Below are 20,878 nucleotides of genomic sequence, written 5' to 3' on the forward strand. Positions count from 1 at the left end.
TTCCTCCTAATTCTATGTTAGTTTCGGGTATTTTTGTTGGCGAAATTCTTCTGCTCGTTGAATATAATGTAAGGCGTTCGTATGATTACTGGCTATTTCTGCTGCCGTTAACGGACGGATAACCTTCGCGGGTCGACCAAATGCTAAAACATTTGGCGGGATAATTTTGCCTTCTGTCACTAAAGAGCCCGCACCAATCAGGCTGTTTTCTCCAATAATAGCGTTATTTAGAATGGTTGAACCCATGCCAATCAAAGCACCATCACCGATTTTACACCCGTGTAACATGCATTGATGACCCACTGTTACATACTTGCCTACAATTGTCGGGGCATCTTCATCAACATGAATAATCGTGCCATCTTGAATATTACTACCTTCACCAATGGTAATTGTGTTACTGTCACCTCTTAAGACCGACTGAAACCAAATATTACTATCCTTCGCTAGTTGTACGTTTCCATAGACATCTGCACTAGCAGCAATAAAATATTCTTTTTTCAAACTCTGTCACCTCTTTTCATTAAGTATAGACAAGAATTCCTCACTTTCATAGTAAAAAAGACAAGAAAAGAGCGTGGGACAAAAATCACTTTGGATTTTTGCTCCACGCTCAAAAACTGATAAACGGCGGGAACAAAAGCAACTCCTTCGGAAATAAGCCGGAATTCTCCAAAAATTACAGAACAATTTTCGGAAATTCCTTCTTATTTCTCGGAGTTAAACGCTTCTGTCCCGACCTCTTTTTATTCCTCATAGTCGCCTTCTTCAGCAAATTGACTATTGTATAGTTTTTCATAGAAGCCACCTTGTTCCAGCAACTCATGATGCGTACCTTTTTCAATGATTTCTCCTTGTTTCATAACAAGAATTAAATCAGCTTCACGAATAGTTGATAGGCGGTGGGCAATAACGAAACTCGTTCGTCCTTCCATAACACGATCCATTGCTTTTTGAATTAAGGCTTCCAAGCGTGTATCGACTGAACTAGTCGCCTCATCTAAAATCAAAATTTTCGGATCAGAAATTACCGCTCGGGCAATGGTCAACAATTGTTTTTGACCAAGGGAAACGTTATCTCCCTCAGAATTGATTTCCATTTCATACCCGTCTGGCATTGTCCGAATGAAGTGATCCACATTGGCCGTTTTCGCTGCATCGACAACTTCATAATCCGTGGCATCTAACTTCCCAAAACGAATGTTATCTGCAATGGTACCTTTATACAACCAAGCATCTTGCAATACCATTCCAAATACAGATCGGACATCACTACGGTTCATTTTTTTCGTGTCAATGCCATCAATTTTAATGGCACCTTCTGTTACATCATAAAAACGCATTAGCAAATTGATTAAGGTTGTTTTCCCAGCGCCAGTTGGTCCCACAATCGCAACCATTTGGCCCGCATCAACTTTAAAGTTCAAATTACGAATTAACGGTTTTTCTGGGTCATAACTAAAGCTGACATTTTCAAATTCAACAGAGCCTAAAATAGGTTCTGGTAAAGGAACATCTTGTTCGTTAAGTTCTTCTTCTGGTTCATCTAGGATTTCAAAAATCCGCATGGTCGAAGCTGAAGCGCTTTGTAAAGCTGCAGACAACTGCGTAATATTCCCCATTGGTTGGCTAATTTGCCAAATATATTGAATAAACGCTTGTAACTGCCCCACTACGATCACACCAGCAACCACATAGTAACTACCAAGGACAGCTACCCCGATATAGGTCCCATAAGCGGTCATTTGAACCAATGGCAACATTAATCCTGAGATAAAGGATGCTTTGAAACCAAAACCATTTAAACGATGATTGACTTGTTTAAAGCCTTCAAGAGTTTCTTTTTCCCGACCATATAGTTTTAAAACACTGAACCCAGTCATATTTTCTTGGACATAACCATTTAAGTCTCCTAAAGAATTTTGCATTCCTTGGAAATATTTCTGGGAGATTTTAACAATTGTTCTGGAAATAATCAGAGACAACGGAATCATAATCACTGAAAAAATCGCCATCAGCGGATTGATTAAGAACATCATCACTACCGCCATCACAATCCCTAAGACTGCTGAAACAATATTGATAAAACTTTGTTGCATCGCATTGCTGACAGCATCCACATCGTTCGTCACCCGTGACAAAATATTTCCTTGTTGGTTCTTATCAAAATAAGAAACTGGCAAACGATTGATTTTTTCTTCAATATCGCGACGTAAATCGCGCATGGATTGTTGAACGACATTCGTCATTAAAAAGCCTGACAAAAATTGTGCCACACAATAACCTGTTCCCACAACTAAAATCCAAATTAAACATTGGATTACATAATCAAAATTAATGGATTCGCCAGCTGCAATATTACGGCTAATTTCTGTCGTTGGTAATCCAGTCAAATAAGGCAACGCTGCATTAAAGGCAACGGTTAATATTGTAAATAAAATAACTAAATAAAACGTCACTCGGTACGGTTTAATATAGCGACCGATTCGTTTCATAGAAGAAAAGGCGTGTTTCATGCTAATTCCTCCTCTGACAATTGAGAAGCCGCAATATCATAGTAAATTGGACAAGTCTCAAGTAATTCACGATGTGTGCCAATTCCGACCACGTCGCCTTCGTTTAAAACAACAATGCGGTCCGCATGCATAATTGTTCCAACACGTTGTGCCACAATTAAAACAGTAGATTCTGTTGTTTCTTTTTTCAGACGCGCTCGTAAATTTGCATCTGTTTGATAATCTAACGCAGAAAAACTATCATCAAATATATAAATTTCCGGATTGCGAATAATCGCCCGTGCGATAGCTAAACGTTGTTTTTGACCACCAGAAAAGTTCGTGCCACCTTCTGAAAGAGGTTCATCATAGCCTTGCGGTTTTTGTGAAACAAATTCTGTTGCTTGAGCAATGTCAATTGCTCGTTCCATTTCTTCTAATGTCGCATCTTCCTTACCGTAGCGAAGGTTATCAGCAATTGTACCAGTAAAAAGTAACGCTTTTTGTGGAATATAGCCAATCTTATTGCGTAATGCACTAAGTTTGTACTCTTTTACGTTCACTCCATCGATTAAAATTTCACCTTCTGATACATCATAAAACCGTGGAATCAATTGAATTAATGTTGATTTCCCACTACCTGTGCTCCCAATAAAGGCCACTGTTTCACCAGGTGACGCCTTAAAACTTACATTGCGAATAACTGGGCTTTCCGCATGTCCAGGATAGGCAAAGGTTACATTTTTAAACTCTAGATAGCCTTTAGTAGCTGTTTCTGTTACGCCTTCTTCTTCACGAATAGCTGGTTCCATGTCTAAGGCTTCTTGAATCCGTGAAGCCGAAACCGCAGCCCGCGGATACATCATAAAGACACTGGCAAATAACATAAACGAGAACAGCGCATGAAAAATATATTCAATAAAAGCAATTAAATTCCCAACTTCTAAATCCCCATGGCTGATTTGAACAGTCCCGCTCCAAATGATTAAGACCATCACAATATTAAATAAGAAAAAGAACCCTGGTTGGGCTGCTGCCATTAAACGAAACAGACTTTTTGAACTTTTAGTGTAAGTTTCATTGACTTTATTAAAACGAGATTCTTCAAATTTTTCATTAACAAATGCGCGTATTACCCGCAATCCAGAAAGATTTTCTCTTAAAATCCCATTGATTCCATCTAAGTTCTTTTGTTGCTTTTTAGATAACGGTTCTGACAAACGAGCAATCCCGACAACTGCTAGCAGCAGAAAAGGCAAGGCACCTAAAACGTACATTCCTAACGACGGACTCGTTCGCATCACCATGTAAAGACTGGCAATAAACATCACTGGCGTCATAAAGCCAAGACGTAAAATATTTCCCATGAAGAGCATAATTTGGTATGCATCATTGGTAGTTCGCGTAATTAAGGAAGAAACCCCAATACTTTCATATTCACTATGTGAGAAAGTTTGAATCTTTTCAAATAAATCATCACGAATATCACGAACAATGTTTGTTGTAATTCTGGCACCAAAGTACCCTAGCAAAATATTCATTGCAACGCCAATAATCGTAATTACAACCATCCAAATCCCTTGCTGATAAATATAGTCCATATCTCTAGGAATAATTCCTTTGTCAATCATTCGTGCTAAAATGGTCGGCAAGCCTAATTCAATCAAAATAAAACCAAACACACAAATAAAATCAGCGAAAAGTAATTTCTTATAACGCATTGTGTAACGCCACATTAACTTCAATTAATCATCTCCTTCTTATCTTACTTTAAATTTTCTAGTACTCCCACTGTATCAAAAAGAAATCGGTAATACAAGCTGTCTGGCTAGAAAAAACAGCCTTTCTCTTTCTATCCTTTCTCTTTTAGATTTTCTAAAAAATAGATAATTTTAATGATTTACTTATACGATTAAAATTGCTACTTCCTTTTGATTGTGCCATAATTGGGAAAAACTGAAAGGACCCTTTGAATGAAAAAATTATTCTTCATTTTTCTCGGTTCCTGTACGTTTGCTTTAGGCACGTTAGGAATCTTTTTGCCGCTTTTACCCACCACTGGTTTTTATTTATTAACGGCCTTTTTTTGGATGCGTAGTTCAGATAAACTTTATAACAAATTTTTAGCTTCTTCTTATTATCAAAAATATATCCAAGAAGCCTTCTTTGAGAAAAAAATTACTCGTAAAGGTAAATGGAAACTATTTATTTCCATGTTTCTTTTATTTGCCATTCCGTGTTTAATTGTCCGAAATACGTTGATGACTACGACTTTAGCGATTGTTTATTTAGCCCACGTGATCGGCTTAAGTTGGTATTGGCGTCCTAAAAAAAAGGCACTCGAACTTGATCAAGAATAAGGTGAAACAAGAAGTTTGTTTTTTTTAAAAGTCCAGTGAGTGTTTCTATACTTCCTTATCATTCTATGATAAAATAAGCTTAATTGTTGTTATTCACAACACACGGGACGGTTGAAAAAAGAACACATAAAATCAAATACCCAGAATGAAGCAAAGTCGAGGCTTCATTTCATCATTAACAGATGTTTTTGATGAGCATTCTTTTTTAGGTGATCAGCACCTCGTTTTGTTGTGTTTAATTTTCTGTCTTAAAATGAAAAAAACTATAAATTGCTACTATTAGTAGCTGAAGGAGAAATGAATCGATGATTTACAAAGTATACTATCAAGAAACAAAAATCAGAAACCCAAAAAGAGAAGACACAAAATCTCTTTACATGGAAGCCGATAGCGATGTAATCGTGCGCCAATTAGTTGAAGAAAATACCCCATACAATATTGAATACGTTCAATTATTAGACGAAAAACATCTTGCTTACGAGCAAGAACATGCGGACTTCACTCTAACGGAGTTTTAACATGAAAGTAAACATAAAAAATAACGAAACTGGCGTTTTTGCAATCGGTGGTTTAGGCGAAATTGGAAAAAACACATATGGGGTACAATTCCAAGATGAAATTATCATTATTGATGCTGGGATCAAATTCCCAGAAGATGATTTACTTGGGATTGACTACGTGATTCCAGATTATAGCTACATCGTTCAAAATTTGCATAAAGTCAAAGCACTCGTTATTACCCACGGTCATGAAGACCATATTGGTGGCGTTCCTTATCTTTTACGTCAAGCGAATATCCCAATCTATGCGGGACCACTAGCCTTGGCTTTAATTACCAACAAACTAGATGAACATGGTTTATTGCGAGAAGCGGAATTACACGAAATTAATGAAGATACGGTGATTCGTTTTAGAAAAACAGCGATTAGCTTTTTCCGGACGACTCACAGTATTCCTGATGCCTTGGGCGTTGTGGTTAAAACGCCTTCTGGTAACATTGTCGCAACAGGTGACTTTAAGTTTGACTTTACACCCGTTGGTGAGCCAGCCAACTTACACAGAATGGCGAAATTAGGTGAAGAAGGCGTCCTTTGTCTTCTTTCAGACAGTACCAATGCTGAAATACCCACCTTTACAAAATCCGAAAAAACAATTGGGACCTCTATTTTAAAAATCTTTGAAAAAATTGATGGTCGGATTATCTTTGCCAGTTTTGCTTCAAACATTTTCCGTTTACAACAAGCTGCTGATGCAGCCGTGAAAACCGGTCGCAAAATTGCTGTTTTTGGTCGTAGCATGGAAAATGCCATTGTCAATGGCGAACGCTTAGGCTACATCAAAGTGCCAAAAGGAACGTTTGTCGATGCGGCGGAACTGAATCAATTACCAGCAAATGAAACAATGATTTTATGTACTGGCTCTCAAGGAGAACCTATGGCCGCGCTTAGTCGGATTGCTAACGGTACACATCGCCAAATTAGTATTCAACCAGGCGATACGGTTGTTTTCTCAAGTTCACCAATTCCTGGGAATACGACAAGCGTTAACCGTTTAATCAACTTATTATCTGAAGCCGGTGCAGAAGTTATCCACGGAAAAATCAATAATATCCATACTTCTGGTCACGGTGGACAAGAAGAGCAAAAATTAATGCTTCGTTTGATGAAGCCTAAATATTTCATGCCTGTTCATGGTGAATTTAGAATGTTAAAAATCCATGCTTCGCTCGCTCAAGATACAGGGGTTCCTGAAGAAAATTGCTTTATCATGGGCAACGGCGATGTCTTAGCTTTAACGGCTGATAGCGCACGTCCTGCTGGTCACTTCAACGCTAATGACGTGTACGTTGATGGAAATGGTGTCGGTGATATCGGGAATGTTGTTTTACGGGATCGTCGTATCTTATCTGAAGAAGGTTTAGTTTTAGCGGTAGCAACGGTTGATATTAAAAATAAAGAAATTATGGCTGGTCCAGACATTCTTTCCCGTGGTTTTGTCTACATGCGTGAGTCTGGTGATATGATTCATGAAGGCCAACGTCTTTTATTCAATGCTCTACGTGAAGCAATGAAAGATAAAAACTGTACCGAAGCAAAATTAGGCGAAGCCATGACGACCGCTTTACAGCCTTTCTTGTTTGAACAAACAGAACGTCATCCAATGATTCTGCCAATGATTATGACTGCCACAGTTAGTGATCAATAAAGCTCTCATTTAATAGAGAAGAAAAATGCTTGTCCATTTTTCTTCTCTATTTTTTCTAACAAAAAAACACCTAACATGCGTTAGGTGTTTTTGGATTATTTTTTATTAGTTTTTTTCTACGTTAACTGCTTGAGGGCCACGGTCTGAATCTTCAACATCAAAAGTCACTGCTTGACCTTCTTCTAAAGTTTTGAAACCATCACCTTGGATAGCTGAGAAGTGTACGAATACGTCGCTTCCGTCTTCGCGTGAGATAAACCCAAAACCTTTTTCTGCGTTAAACCATTTTACTGTTCCTTGTTCCATTCTTTTGTTCCTCCTCGTGCATTTGCACATAAATAGTCGTAACTTTGCTCGCTTCCAATAGAATATTTAAAAAAATTTAAAAAGTCTACATAATTCCAAACAAGATTACCCTTTCATTTTACACGTGATAAAATATTTTTGCAAGAATTGTCCTCATTCTGAAGCAAAAAAATTCTCTTCTCTCAAACTAATGTATCCGCTATCACCAACAATAATATGATCCAACAATTGAATCCCCATCATTTCGCCACATTCTTCCATTCGTTTGGTAAATTGAATATCTTGTGGAGACGGTGTCGGATTGCCAGATGGATGATTATGAGCTAATAGTATGCGAGCAGAAGAATATTTAACCGCTTCCCGAAAAATTTCGCGTGGATGAGCAATACTTTGATTCAGTGAACCTTTGAAAATCGTTTTCTGTTGGATAATGTCATTCTTGGTATTCAAGTAAATACAAATTAAATGTTCTTGTTGCAGCCCCTTCATCTCTTGGAGTAATCGTTGAGCGACTTGTTGACTGGACGTAACTTTGCCAAATTTGATTTGACTACTTTGATAAATTCGACACCCTAATTCAATGGCCGCACGTAATTCAATGGCTTTCACTTGGCCAATGCCTTTAATAGCCATTAACTCGTTCAACGTGGCTTGCTGCAAATAAGAAAGTTGCTTAAACTGTTTTAACAGCGTTGCGGCAACAGTCATCACGTCTGCTTCTTTTGAGCCAGTTCGTAACAGAATCGCCAACAACTCTTGATTCGATAATGCTTTTTCTCCTATCGCTAAGAGCCGTTCTCGTGGTAAACAATCACTCGGCATCTCACGAATAAACAGATCCGATACTTGCATAAAAAAACCTCCTTTGCTAGTCATTAATAAACTACGCAAAGGAGTGTTGTTTTTATTATTTTAAATAATGTGGCGCTTGATGTAAACTCTCCAAGACATGTAATGTTTTCTCTTGGATAACTTCAGTTGGTTGCAATAAATCAGGTACCATGATCACTGGAATGCCCGCACTATGAGCCGCACTTACCCCATGAAATGAGTCTTCGAAAATCAAGGTTTTCGGGGCTTCTGTTCCTAAAAGTTGACGAGCTTTTTGAAAAATTTCTGGGTCTGGTTTTGCTCGTTTAACATCCTCTGCTGAAACAATTCCTACAAAACGATCCTGAATTCCAGCATGGCTTAATAACATTTCAATTGCTGGACGGACGTTACTTGAGGCAACTAATCGAGGAATTTTTTGATCATCTAAAAAGTCGAGGAATTCCACCACCCCTGGTTTTAAAGGGACGTTACCAGATCGAAACTCTTGCAGGGTATCATCATAAGAACGGCGGATAAATTCTTCCACTGTGTCGTGACCATAGGATGCATAAATACGTCGGTAATTCTCTTGTACTTCTTCATCGGAAATCCCAACATAGTCTAAATAGACTTCTTTACTATATGGTAACCCCATTGCATCTGCTACTTTTTGAGTAGATGTATAGTAAATCAACTCCGTATCAAAAAGCAACCCATCCATATCAAAAATTACGCCATCAAATTTCTTCATCATTTCCTCCTATAGTTAAAAGTAATTCTCTTACTTGAGAAACAAAATATAATGAACCTGTTACTAATAATAAATCATCTGTCGACATTTTTTCTAAAATTTCGCCTAAGCCAAATTGCCATAAAGACACAATTTCTGTTAAATCGTCTTCATATTTTTCCATTTCTGTAAGTGCAATAGCTTTAGGGTAATCAAAGCTAGTTAAGTAAAGATGCGCATTCGGTACTTGCTTTAAGTCCTGAATCATCTCATCCACATCTTTAGTTGCTAAAGCTGAAAATAAAATATGAATCGTGTGTTGTGGAAACTCTTTGCGCAAGTTTTCAACTAAGCGTTTTACTGCATGATCATTGTGGGCACCATCTAAAACAATCAACGGTTCATCACTAAGACGTTCCATTCGAGCTGGCCATTGCGCTTTAGCCAACCCTTGAGTAATGTCTCGTTCTTTAAACGGCAAATGTTGTAGTTGGCAATACTTGTCAAATAATTGAATAGCTACCGCCGCATTTTCTACTTGGTGACGCCCCAACAAGGGAACTTTAATCTTTGTCAGTTTGCCCATTTCTCCATAGAAATTAAATACTTCCCCCCATTGTGTATCAGGATGTAGATATTCCACTTGATACTCTTTGCCAAAACGAAAAATTGGACTCTGTTTTTCTTGTGCGACTTTTTCAATGACTGCTAGCGCATCAGCACAAATGTTGCCTGTTACTACTGGGACTTTTTCTTTAATAATACCCGCTTTTTGATAGGCAATTTCAGCAATTGTTTCACCTAAAATTTCTGTGTGATCCTTCCCAATTGTCGTAATTCCCGTCAATAATGGCTTCACGACATTGGTGCTATCAAGTAATCCACCTAAGCCAACTTCAACAACGGCGATATCCACTTGTTCATTCACGAAATAGTCCAAGGCCATTCCTGTCAATGTTTCGAATTCTGTAATTCCAGCCACTTCAGTGATCTGGTCTAATTCTTTAATGATTGGTTGATACTTTTCCACATAGGTAATCAATTGTTCGTCTGAAATTGGTTGACCATTTATCGCAATTCTTTCATTAAATGATTCAATATAAGGAGAGGTAAAGGTTCCGACTTTCAAGCCCATTTCTTCTAATAGACAGCGTAAATATGTCACGGTTGAGCCTTTACCATTGGTTCCTGCGATATGAATCGTTGGCACTTTGTTTTCTGGATGATCAATTTTTTCTAATAACGCATTAATCCGATCCAAACCAGGTCTTGAACCAAAGGGTAACCGGCTATGAATCCATTCAATGGCTTCTTCTATTGTTAATTGCATCTTGTCCAACTCCTTGTCTTCTTCTACATTATAACTAAGTTAGGTGACTTTTTCACTAATAACCAATTGAAACTTTTTCTTGAAAACTTTTTGCATTTTTCATAATTTTGCGTTATTAGCGGATACATTAATGAACTTATGGTAAACTAACATTCTGGATGGTTCATTCCAGCCAGCCAATTAAAAACTATTTTTAGAGCGTTCAACACGCTTATTCATGATTTTTTTATAAAGGTGGACTTATTTTGATGAAAAACAAATCGAAGCTTTTATGGTTAGGAAGTTTTTTCTTGCCGTTTTTACTTCTATTGCTTGTATGGATGACATTACAACTTGCGCCTTTTGGTGACAACAACTTATTAGTTAGTGATTTAGGCACACAATACATGCCTTTCTTGAGTTTTTTAAAACGCTCTTTTCACGAGGGAATAACTACATTCTACTCTTTTTCCAATGAGATTGGTGAGTCGATTGTTCCTTTGGCAGCCTATTACTTACTGAGCCCTTTTAATGTGTTGGCTTTCTTTTTTCCTTATGAACAATTACCTATAGCAATTTTATGGATTATTACCTTAAAACTTGCCTTGATGGGCACGACGATGTTTAGCTATTTAAAATACACCTATCAAAAAGTTGATGGCACCACGTTACTTTTTTCAACGTCCTATAGTTTCTGTGGCTTTGTCACCGTCTATAGCCAAAACTTTATGTGGTTGGATGCACTAATTCTATTCCCGCTTATCTTATTGGGACTCCAACGTTTATGGGATCAACGTAAATGGGGCTTATACAGTATAACCCTGTTTTTAGCGATTGTGACGAATTACTACATGGGTTATATGATTTGTCTCTTTGCTGTTTTGTACAGTATCTATTGGTTCTTTAAAAAGAATACCCAAGCTCATGCTATTCGGCAATTTTTTAAACAAAGTCCGTTATTCATCCTCGTTTCTTTTTTAACAGGAACTGCAACTAGCTTTTTATTATTACCTGCAGCAGAAGGGATGCTCTATACAAAAAAAGCAGATTTTGATGTCTCGACGTTCTTTTTAACGCCTAAGTTCAACACTTCGTTCTTCTCGCAATTAGGCTTAGGTTCTATTAATTATGAGTTGCGTTTAGACCATTTACCAACCGTTTTTGCTGGATTATTTGTGACACTCCTCTGTGTTGCCTATTTTCAAACGAAACAAATTGCGTTAAAAGAAAGAATAGCTTCAGCAATTCTTTTATTCATTCTCTTTTTAAGCTTTTGGTTAGAAGCCTTTAACACTGTGTGGCACATGTTTCAAAGCCCAGCTGGGTTCCCTTACCGAAATGTCTTTATCTTTAGCTTTTTATTGATTGTCTTTGCCTATGAAGTTTGGCTTAAAAAAGTGACCATTCCTTGGACCGCACCTATTATTTTTAGTCTGCTGTTAGTCATTGGCTACGGATCTTTGTATTATGGTCCACAAAAGAATCTCTTAATTTCGATCAATTATTTATGGCTAAGTTTACTTTTTATTTGGTTGATTTTCTTTTGCTTGCGTTTAGCACACAAAAAGGCCTTAAGAAACTATGTAGTCGTGGCTTTATTCTTACTGGTCAGCACAGAATTAACAACGAATTTCTGGATTTCTTTTAAACATATGCCCTTTGGTAGCCAAGCAACATTTGCCCAAGATTACCGAAAACACAGCCAATTAATCGATGAAAAAATGGCCTCAGCACCAGAACTTTATCGCATGAAACAAGTCATTCCTTCCAAAGAAACAGGGTTCCGTGAAATCAATAACGGCTACAATAATCCTTTACTTTATGGCTATGCTGGCGTTTCTAGCTATACTTCGACTTTAACTGCCACTACCCAAGACACATTAAGTGCGCTAGGTTTATATCGAAAAAATGATCGCCGGATTGCCTATGTGGATAATTCACAACTAACCAATTTACTTTTAAATGTGAAATATGACTTTTTACCAATTGAAAAACCTACGAGTGAAAAATTGCTAAAAACAGTTGGTTCCACGAAAATCATGGAAAATGATGAAGCGATCGGTATGGGCTTTTTGGCGCCAACCGCATTAACCAAGTTAAAATTAGCAAAAAATAATCCTTTAGATGCCCAAGAAGAACTCCTGCAAACGCTCGTGCCGACGGATAAACCTTACTTTAAAACAGCTTCGTTGATAAATGAACCTCATCATACCAACGAAACAATTGAAGCAACCTTTAAAGTGAATAGCACTGGTGACTTGCATCTTTATATTCCGAATTTAAAATGGAAAAAAGTTACACAATTGAAGGTAAACCAACAAGTTATCTCGACGCCGATTTATATTGCAACCAATCAACTGTTCAATTTAGGGCATTTTGAAAAAGGAACTACCGTGACCCTGTCACTAACTGCTGAACAAGTGGTTGATTTAACCAATTGGCAACTTCAAACTTTAGACCAAACAGCCTTTAATCGTGCGGTTGACAAATTACGCCAACAAGCTCTTCACGTGAATGCAACTAAAAAAGGCCATTTAAATGGCGCACTGAATGTACCTGGAAATGACACTCAGTTACTGTATACGTCCATTCCTTATGACCAAGATTGGCAAGTCAAATCGTCGCTACAAAAAGAACCCTTAAAAACACAACGCATTCTAGGTGGCTTTTTAGCTGTTGAAGTCCCTGCTGGCAAACAGCAGTTAACCTTTGCCTATCATCCAAGAATGATTTATCTTGGCACTGCCGTCAGCGGAACGATTTTACTGGGAACGGCTGGTTATCTTGGCTTTAAAAAATACCGTCGAAAACGTCAGGAGGCCACTCATGACTAATCAGAAAAAATTTTTAAATGGACTCATTCGGTGGTTACCCCTAGTTGGACTGGTGCTTTTCTTCGGCTTAATTTTATGGGGATATTCCAGAGGAATTTTTCATTCTGTTGCTTCCTTGCAAGCTTTTATTAAACAGTTTGGTAACTATGCGGTTCTGTGTTTCATTCTTTTACAAATCGTCCAAGTGATTATCCCTATTCTACCTGGAGGAATCTCTTCTGTTGCAGGAATGTTGATGTTTGGCAATTTGCAAGGCCTTTTGTATAGCTATCTTGGATTGATTATTGGTGAGTTTATTGGCTTTTTACTGGTTCGTTACTATGGACGTAGCTTTGTAAAAATAATCCTTTCACCCAATAAATACAAAAAATTTGAAGAGATTTTAGACAAAAATGAACACAATGTCAAAAAGCTTTTAATCTTTACTATGTTAGTCCCCTTCGCTCCAGATGATATTGTTTGTTTAGTGGCGGGAATTACAGATATTTCTTTAAAAGAATTCATGAAAATTGTTCTTTTATTGAAATTCTGGTCTGTGGCTACTTACAGCTACTTAATGTTGTATTTGTTTCAATTATTTGGCAAATTATAACAAAAAGACAACAAAACCGAACGTTGGTTTTGTTGTCTTTTCTTTTTTAGATTGAACGTAATTGGGCAATCCGTTCTTTGACAGCCTCTTGTTTTTCAAGGTAGTCTTTTTCTTTTGCACGTTCTGCTTCCACGACCTCATCTGGTGCATTTGACACAAAACGTTCATTTGAAAGTTTGCCTTGCACACGTTTGACTTCTTTTGTCCATTTGTCTAATTCTTTTTCTAAGCGAGCAATTTCTTCCTCGATATTAATCAACCCAGCTAATGGTAGGAATAGTTCTGCGCCTGTTAATACAGCGGACATGGCTAATTCTGGCGCTTCTATTTCACGACTGATGACTAATTCCTCTGGGTTACAGAAGCGTTCCAAGTAGCTAGTATTAGCTGTTAAAAATTCTTCTACTTCTGTATCGTTTGTTTTAATTAACAAAGTAATTGGTTTAGAAAGTGGTGTATTCACTTCTGCTCGAATATTCCGAACCGAACGAATAACTTCTTTCAGAACTTCCATTCCTCGAGCTGCTGCTTCATCGTTAAATTCTTCATGAACAACTGGGTACTCTGCCACAACCAATGACTCACCTTGATGCGGAATTTTTTCCCAAATTTCTTCTGTTACAAACGGCATAATTGGATGCAATAAGCGTAAGATTTGATCCAATGTGTACACCAAGATGCTCCGTGTTGTTTGTTTAGCTGCTTCATTGTCTCCGTAAAGAATTTCTTTACTCATTTCAATATACCAATCACAGAAATCATCCCAGATGAAGTTGTATAATTGGCGACCTGCTTCACCGAATTCAAAGCGATCAAATAATTCTGTCACACGGGCGACTGTTTCGTTTAAGCGCGTTAAAATCCAACGATCAGCGACAGTCTTTTCACCACTAAAGTCAATATCTGCAGCAGTCATACCTTCTACATTCATGATAACGAAGCGACTTGCATTCCAGATCTTATTGATAAAGTTCCAAGAAGCATCCATTTTTTCATAACTAAAACGAACATCTTGACCAGGTGCTGAACCATTTGATAAGAACCAACGTAACGCATCTGCGCCATATTTTTCGATGACATCCATTGGATCAATCCCATTCCCCAATGATTTACTCATTTTGCGTCCTTGCTCATCACGAATTAAGCCGTGAATTAAGACATTTTGGAAGGGACGTTCGCCTGTAAACTCTAAGCTTTGGAAAATCATACGACTTACCCAGAAGAAGATGATGTCATAGCCAGTAACTAATGTGCTTGTTGGGAAGTAACGTTGATAATCTTCGCTTGCTTCATCTGGCCAACCCATCGTTGAAAATGGCCATAAAGCAGAACTAAACCATGTATCTAAGACGTCACTATCTTGAACCCAATTTTCACTGTCGGCTGGCGCTTCCATCCCAACATACATCTCGCCCGTTTCTTTGTGATACCAAGCAGGAATTTGGTGGCCCCACCATAATTGTCGCGAAATAACCCAGTCATGTACATTTTCCATCCAACGTAAAAATGTTTGATTGAAGCGTGGTGGATAAAATTCAACAGCGTCTTCTGTTTCTTGATTTTTCATTGCTTTTTCAGCTAATGGTCCCATTTTTACAAACCATTGGGTCGATAAACGTGGTTCCACGACAACGCCTGTTCGTTCTGAATGGCCCACGCTGTGATTCATTGTTTCGATCTTAATTAAGCGACCTAATTCTTTCAAGTCAGAGACAATCGCTTTACGTGCAGCAAAACGATCCATTCCTTCGTATTTTCCAGCCAGTTCATTCATCGTGCCGTCTTCGTTCATAACATTTACTCGAGGTAAGTCATGACGATTACCGACTTCAAAGTCATTTGGATCATGGGCAGGTGTGATTTTTACAACCCCTGTTCCAAATTCCATATCTACATAGTCATCTGCAATAATTGGAATTTCTTTATCTACTAATGGCAAGACAACTGTCTTACCAATAAGTTCCTGATACCGTTCATCTTCTGGATGGACCGCAATCGCCGTATCTCCCAACATTGTTTCAGGACGCGTTGTCGCAATTTCAACAACGCCAGAACCATCTGATAATGGGTAGCTCATGTGGTAAAAAGCTCCTTCAATATCTTTATGGATTACTTCAATATCAGACAATGCTGTTTTCGCTTTTGGATCCCAGTTAATGATATATTCACCACGGTAAATCAAATCTTTCTCGTAAAGAGAGACAAACACTTTACGAACGGCCTCAGATAGCCCTTCATCTAAAGTAAAACGTTCACGGCTGTAATCTAAAGAAAGGCCCATTTTTGCCCACTGTTCACGAATGTGAGAAGCATATTCTTCTTTCCATTCCCACACTTGATCAACAAATTTTTCACGACCTAAGTCGTAACGTGAAATTCCTTGTTGTGCTAGTTTCTCTTCTACTTTTGCTTGCGTAGCAATTCCAGCATGGTCCATTCCTGGCAGCCATAACGTATCAAAGCCTTGCATTCTTTTTTGGCGGATAATCATATCTTGTAATGTTGTATCCCAAGCATGCCCTAAGTGTAGTTTCCCTGTTACATTGGGTGGTGGAATAACAATTGAATAGGGCTTCGCTTTTTTGTCGCCACTTGGTTTAAATAAATCTTGATCTAGCCATTTTTGATAACGACCAGCTTCGATTTCTGTCGGTTGATATTTCGTTGGTAAGTTTTTTTCTTCTGACATTTTTTCCCCTTCTTTCTTAAAATACGCGATTTGGAGCGGTAATTATTTTACAAATGAGTTTTTTTGGCTAAACACTAAAATACGCCCTAAAATACTTTCGTATTTTAGGGCGTAGATTCATCTTATTTACGCGGTACCACCTAAATTGCATTTGAATTGAATTCATTCAAATGCCACTCATTCGTGAGATAACGTTCACGAAACGAATCGTTCTACTAACGTACTGTGTTCAAACCATTGACTCACAAGCTACCTTCTCACTGGTTGTGTAAAAGTCTTGCACCTGAACGACTTTTTCTCTAAAACGACGCCAATGATACTCCTCTTGTTCGCTGTCTTTGCTTCATTCTACAATGAAGCGCAAGCAAAGTCAATTTGTAATCTAGAGGGATTACACTTTTTTTGCAGCTTCTAACGCTTGTTGATAATCGGGTTCCGACGAAACTTCTGAGACGATTTCTTCATAAACTAACGTTCCTTCTGGGTCAATCACAAAAATAGCACGTGCTAAACGGCCCATTTCTGGAATATACAAACCATAAGCTGCACCAAATGAGTCTTCAGTATCATGAAGCATTTCCATTTCGACACCCTCAGCGGCACACCAATTTGCTTGTTCTTCAACTGTGTTATTGGAAATCGTGATAATCTGAACACCGTCTAATTTCGCCGCTTCTTGATTGAAACGTTTCGTTTGCAGTGAACAAACACGTGTGTCGATATCAGGAACCACACTAATTAAAACCGTTTTACCTTTATAATCTGCCAAGTTGATTTCTTGGTTGTTTAAATTTTTCAAAGAAAAGACGGGGGCTTTTGTGCCAACTTCGGGCTGTTCACCTGTCAATTCTAATACGTGCCCTTTTCTTGTAACATTCATTCTGAAATCCTCCTTTTCCACTTTCAATAATAAGTATAGTAGAGGATTTTTATGAAGACAATTTTATTGCTTTGGGCTATTTGCTAGTGAAAAAGTTTCATTAAAATAAATCAGTGTTTGCAGTTCCGTTGTTAAATCAATATACTGCACACTAACGTTGGCTGGCACACTGACACGGTCTGGCGCAAAATTTAAAATCGCAGTCACACCCGCTTGTACAATTTTGTCGATGGCTTTTTGAGCATGGTGACTTGGTACTGTAGAAATGGCTACCGTGACCCCTTCTTGTCGAACGAATGCTTCTAACTCAGACATATCATGAACTAATAATCCATTAATCGTGGTGCCAACTAAAGCTGAATCATTATCAAAAGCACAGACAATATTCAAATTCTCGTTGCGTCTAAAATTATTTTTTAATAATGCCTTGCCTAAATTGCCACAACCAATCAGAGCAATTCTTTTTTCTTCTTGCGTATTTAAAATATTACTAAATACCTCAATTAAATACGGCACATCGTAACCATAACCGCTTCGACCCAGTTCACCAACGTGGGAAAAATCACGCCGAATCGTTGCAGAAGGAATCTGGATCATTTCACTAAACTCTCGTGATTTAATGCGTTTAACACCAGAATCCCCTAACATTTTTAAATAACGTAAATAAACCGGCAAACGTTTTGCCGTTGCTTTAGGCATTTTTTTCTCCATCCTCTGTCCTCCTTGTTACCTACTTCACATATTCAGTTTATCACGGTTCCCCTCTCCGAGCAACTTGTTTGTGAAATAAGTACAAAATAAATACAGTGACGTCTAAGTGACCGTCACTGTATTTATTTCTTATAGGAAATCTGCAAATTCGTCTTCTTGTTTATCTTTCGCTGTTTCTGCTGAAATCTCTGTAATTTTGAGTCCTTCTAAGGCCCGAGCCATTAAACCTTCTAAGTCTAAGCGCGCTTCATAATCTTGCGCTTTATCCAAGCGAGGTCGTGTTTTCGGTTGCGGTGGCGCAAAAATTGTACAACAATCTTCGAAGGGTTGGATGGCTAATTCAAACGTGTCAATTTTTTCGGCAATTTCGATAATTTCTGTCTTATCCATTGAAACCACAGGTCGAATTATCGGTGTTGAGGTAACCTCATTAATTGCTACCATACTTTGAAGTGTTTGCGAAGCCACTTGTCCTAACGATTCACCGTTAATAATGACTAAACCTTTCCGCATTTCACGAATTGCATCTGTTAAGCGTAACATTAAACGTCGTGTAATAGTCATTAAGTAGCCTTGGGGAACAACTCGTTTTATTTCTTCTTGAATTTCTGTAAAGGGCACTTCAATAAATTGAATAGTTCCTACATAAGGGACTAATTTTTCAGCTAAATCTTTAGCCTTTTGTAACGCTTGTTCACTTGTATAAGGCGGACTAGCAAAATGGACAGCTTCTACTTCCACGCCACGTTTCATAGCTAAATAACCAGCAACTGGTGAATCAATGCCTCCTGACAACATCAACATACCACGACCACTGGTGCCCACTGGCAATCCACCCGCACCGCGAATCGTTTCATAAGATAAATACGCCGCATCTTTACGAATTTCAATTCTTAAGTTAATATCAGGCTTTTTCATTTGTACTTGAATTTCCGGAATGGCTTCAATAACGGCCCCACCTAATTCTTGATTCAAGCCATTTGAATCAAGTTCAAATGAATGATCCGAGCGTTTAGCAGTAATTTTAAACGTCTTACCTGGCGTATAAACTTCCCGAACAACCTCTTGAACCATTGCACGAATCGCTGGCATTTCTTTTTCAATACGAATACTTGGCGAAAAATTTTGAATTCCAAACACTTTACTTAGTTTTGGAATCACTTCTTCACTATCTTCCCCATTTAATAAAATATGCATTCTATCTCGATCTGCATGGATTTTCAATGCTGGAAAATCAGCTAACGCACGTTTCACATTTTGTGCTAACTGCATGATAAACGTTTTACGATTTTTTCCTTTAGTTGATAATTCGCCATAGCGAACCATAATTTCTGTATACTTCACTCAATTAATTCCTCTCTGTTCCTGTATCTTCACAGGTCAATGTCTTTGCAAATTATACATCAAATAAGGGGCGTTTTTCTAGTGCTTAGTCGAAAAAAAATAGTTGATTCATAAGTTCATTGTCTTATGAATCAACTATTTGATAACTTTCTCTCTTGCTTATTGCGCATTCAGGATCCACATGAATCCGACAAAAACAAAGAACAAGCCATACATAATTGGCGAAACTTCTTTCCCGCGTTTTGCCGCAATCATTGTAATTGGATAGAAGATAAAGCCTAAGGCAATCCCATCTGAAATGCTGTATGTCAATGGCATTCCTAACAAGATTAAGAAGGAAGGAATCGCAATTTCCATCTCGTTCCATTTAATTTTGCTTAAGGATTGTGCCATCAAAACACCAACAATAATCAACGCTGGTGCTGTAACTTGCGAAGTGACAACTGCTAACAAAGGAGAAAATAGCAAACTGAAAATAAATAAAATCCCGGTTGTAATAGCTGTGATTCCTGAACGACCACCCACAGCAATCCCCGCAGATGATTCGACATATGCGCCAACTGGCGATGTCCCTAATAGAGAACCAGCTAACATCGCTGTTGAATCAGCGGCTAAAGCTTTCCCCACACGCGGCATTTTATTGTCCTTCATAAAACCTGCTTGATTGGCTAAGCCCACCAACGTACCAGCCGTATCAAAGAATGTTACTAATAGGAACGTTAAAACCACGACCCACATTTGAATCGTATTGATATCTTTCACATGTCCTAACGCCACTAAAAATGTTGGTTCTAAACTTGGCGCGCTTGAAATAATCTTATCAGGCATTGGAATAACGCCTGTCGCTAAACCAACAATCGTTGAAATCGCCATCCCAATAAAAATACCACCCGGTACTCGACGAACTAACAAAATTGCAGTTACGACTAAGCCGACAATGGTAACCCACGTTGAACCAACATTCAAAGGTCCTAAGCCAACAAGTGTCGCATCATTAGCCACAATTAAGCCACCTTGGCTTAAACCAAGAAAAGCAATAAACAACCCGATCCCACCTGAAATGGCAAATTTCAAGTCTGCAGGAATTGCATCAATAATTAGCTCGCGTAATTTAAAAATTGTAATTAAAATAAATATCAATGAAGCCACAAAAACGCCTGCTAATGTCGTTTGCCAAGGAATCCCCATACCAACAGAGACTGAATAAGCAAAGAATGCATTAATTCCTAAAGCTGGTGCTGTCGCAATCGGATATTTCGCCAACACACCCATTAAAATACAACCTAAGGCACTCGCTAAAGCGGTGGCAGTAAAAACAGCGCCTTCGTCCATGCCAGAAGCACCAAGTACGGTTGGATTAACGAACAAAATATACGCCATTGAGATAAATGTGGTGAAACCAGCTAACATTTCTCGTTTCATATTCGTATTCAATTGTTCAAGTTCAAAATATGAACTTATCTTTTCTTTCATGTTCCGTCCTCCTAAAATCTAAACATCCTACAATGTTCGTAAAATATTCAATTTATTAATGAAACAACGTGTTTAATCATATAATAAACCAACAAATAAGTAAATATCAAATTCTAAATTCTGTAAAAAACGAACAA

Annotated in this window: 17 protein-coding genes and 1 other annotated feature; of the genes, 5 read left to right on the top strand and 12 right to left on the bottom strand. The window is 38.0% G+C overall.

The window, feature by feature from the left end; genetic code table 11:
- Window positions 1-12: 12 nt before the first annotated feature.
- The 3 genes from IGL37_RS11460 to efrA all read right to left on the bottom strand — a co-directional run bounded on the left by IGL37_RS11460 (window position 13) and on the right by efrA (window position 4,240).
- Window positions 13-504: a gamma carbonic anhydrase family protein gene (locus IGL37_RS11460; RefSeq protein WP_002355129.1), complete on the bottom strand. Its 492-nt coding sequence runs from the start codon at window positions 502-504 to the stop codon at window positions 13-15.
- 242 nt (window positions 505-746) lie between these two features.
- The gene (gene efrB / locus IGL37_RS11465) at window positions 747-2,516 is read right to left on the bottom strand and encodes a multidrug efflux ABC transporter subunit EfrB (protein WP_002365186.1); all 1,770 of its coding nucleotides are present in this window, start codon (window positions 2,514-2,516) and stop codon (window positions 747-749) included.
- The gene (gene efrA, locus IGL37_RS11470; RefSeq protein WP_002414139.1) at window positions 2,513-4,240 is read right to left on the bottom strand and encodes a multidrug efflux ABC transporter subunit EfrA; all 1,728 of its coding nucleotides are present in this window, start codon (window positions 4,238-4,240) and stop codon (window positions 2,513-2,515) included. The genes efrB and efrA overlap by 4 nt, the downstream gene beginning before the upstream one ends.
- Before the next feature lie 228 nt (window positions 4,241-4,468).
- Between efrA and IGL37_RS11475 the strand changes: the two genes are divergently transcribed.
- The 3 genes from IGL37_RS11475 to rnjA all read left to right on the top strand — a co-directional run bounded on the left by IGL37_RS11475 (window position 4,469) and on the right by rnjA (window position 7,060).
- Window positions 4,469-4,855 (top strand): YbaN family protein, encoded by a 387-nt coding sequence (locus tag IGL37_RS11475; RefSeq protein WP_002355126.1) that lies wholly within the window; start codon window positions 4,469-4,471, stop codon window positions 4,853-4,855.
- A 305-nt stretch (window positions 4,856-5,160) separates the two neighbouring features.
- Window positions 5,161-5,373 (top strand): DNA-directed RNA polymerase subunit epsilon, encoded by a 213-nt coding sequence (locus IGL37_RS11480; protein ID WP_002355123.1) that lies wholly within the window; start codon window positions 5,161-5,163, stop codon window positions 5,371-5,373.
- A 1-nt stretch (window position 5,374) separates the two neighbouring features.
- Window positions 5,375-7,060 (top strand): ribonuclease J1, encoded by a 1,686-nt coding sequence (gene rnjA, locus IGL37_RS11485; RefSeq protein WP_002355122.1) that lies wholly within the window; start codon window positions 5,375-5,377, stop codon window positions 7,058-7,060.
- Between the two features lie 105 nt (window positions 7,061-7,165).
- Here rnjA and IGL37_RS11490 read toward each other — a convergent pair whose 3' ends face one another.
- The 4 genes from IGL37_RS11490 to IGL37_RS11505 form a co-directional block, all read right to left on the bottom strand.
- Window positions 7,166-7,366 carry a cold-shock protein gene (locus IGL37_RS11490; protein WP_002355121.1) on the bottom strand — a complete coding sequence of 67 codons (201 nt, stop codon included), beginning with the start codon at window positions 7,364-7,366 and terminating at the stop codon, window positions 7,166-7,168.
- 153 nt (window positions 7,367-7,519) lie between these two features.
- Window positions 7,520-8,218: a RadC family protein gene (gene radC / locus IGL37_RS11495; protein ID WP_002365188.1), complete on the bottom strand. Its 699-nt coding sequence runs from the start codon at window positions 8,216-8,218 to the stop codon at window positions 7,520-7,522.
- Window positions 8,219-8,273: 55 nt separating this feature from the next.
- Entirely contained in the window at window positions 8,274-8,933 is a 660-nt protein-coding gene (locus IGL37_RS11500) for an HAD family hydrolase (RefSeq protein ID WP_002385286.1), read from the bottom strand.
- Window positions 8,917-10,239, bottom strand: a complete 1,323-nt coding sequence (locus tag IGL37_RS11505; RefSeq protein WP_002355117.1) for a bifunctional folylpolyglutamate synthase/dihydrofolate synthase — start codon at window positions 10,237-10,239, stop codon at window positions 8,917-8,919. The genes IGL37_RS11500 and IGL37_RS11505 overlap by 17 nt, the downstream gene beginning before the upstream one ends.
- A gap of 248 nt (window positions 10,240-10,487) precedes the next feature.
- On the opposite strand from IGL37_RS11505, the gene IGL37_RS11510 reads away from it, so the two are divergent.
- Both IGL37_RS11510 and IGL37_RS11515 read left to right on the top strand, forming a co-directional pair.
- Window positions 10,488-13,052, top strand: coding sequence for a YfhO family protein (locus IGL37_RS11510; protein WP_002396518.1), 2,565 nt, complete (start codon window positions 10,488-10,490; stop codon window positions 13,050-13,052).
- Window positions 13,045-13,644 carry a TVP38/TMEM64 family protein gene (locus tag IGL37_RS11515; protein ID WP_002355114.1) on the top strand — a complete coding sequence of 200 codons (600 nt, stop codon included), beginning with the start codon at window positions 13,045-13,047 and terminating at the stop codon, window positions 13,642-13,644. Before IGL37_RS11510 ends, IGL37_RS11515 begins: the two co-directional genes overlap by 8 nt.
- A gap of 46 nt (window positions 13,645-13,690) precedes the next feature.
- Here the strand turns inward: IGL37_RS11515 and IGL37_RS11520 are convergent, their stop codons facing one another.
- The 5 genes from IGL37_RS11520 to IGL37_RS11540 form a co-directional block, all read right to left on the bottom strand.
- Window positions 13,691-16,333 carry a valine--tRNA ligase gene (locus IGL37_RS11520; protein ID WP_002355112.1) on the bottom strand — a complete coding sequence of 881 codons (2,643 nt, stop codon included), beginning with the start codon at window positions 16,331-16,333 and terminating at the stop codon, window positions 13,691-13,693.
- Window positions 16,334-16,435: 102 nt separating this feature from the next.
- Window positions 16,436-16,675: a binding site (T-box leader), on the bottom strand.
- A 49-nt stretch (window positions 16,676-16,724) separates the two neighbouring features.
- On the bottom strand, window positions 16,725-17,213 hold the full coding sequence (gene tpx, locus IGL37_RS11525) for a thiol peroxidase (protein ID WP_002367321.1): 489 nt from the start codon (window positions 17,211-17,213) through the stop codon (window positions 16,725-16,727).
- A 63-nt stretch (window positions 17,214-17,276) separates the two neighbouring features.
- Window positions 17,277-17,924, bottom strand: a complete 648-nt coding sequence (locus tag IGL37_RS11530) for a redox-sensing transcriptional repressor Rex (RefSeq protein ID WP_002365189.1) — start codon at window positions 17,922-17,924, stop codon at window positions 17,277-17,279.
- Window positions 17,925-18,053: 129 nt separating this feature from the next.
- Complete coding sequence (gene thiI, locus IGL37_RS11535; RefSeq protein WP_002359156.1) at window positions 18,054-19,268, bottom strand: tRNA uracil 4-sulfurtransferase ThiI; 1,215 nt, start codon at window positions 19,266-19,268, stop codon at window positions 18,054-18,056.
- 159 nt (window positions 19,269-19,427) lie between these two features.
- Window positions 19,428-20,741 (bottom strand): NCS2 family permease, encoded by a 1,314-nt coding sequence (locus IGL37_RS11540; protein ID WP_002355107.1) that lies wholly within the window; start codon window positions 20,739-20,741, stop codon window positions 19,428-19,430.
- Window positions 20,742-20,878 lie beyond the last annotated feature (137 nt).

This window comes from Enterococcus sp. AZ119 (assembly GCF_050546175.1).
Taxonomy (GTDB): Bacteria; Bacillota; Bacilli; order Lactobacillales; family Enterococcaceae; genus Enterococcus; species Enterococcus faecalis.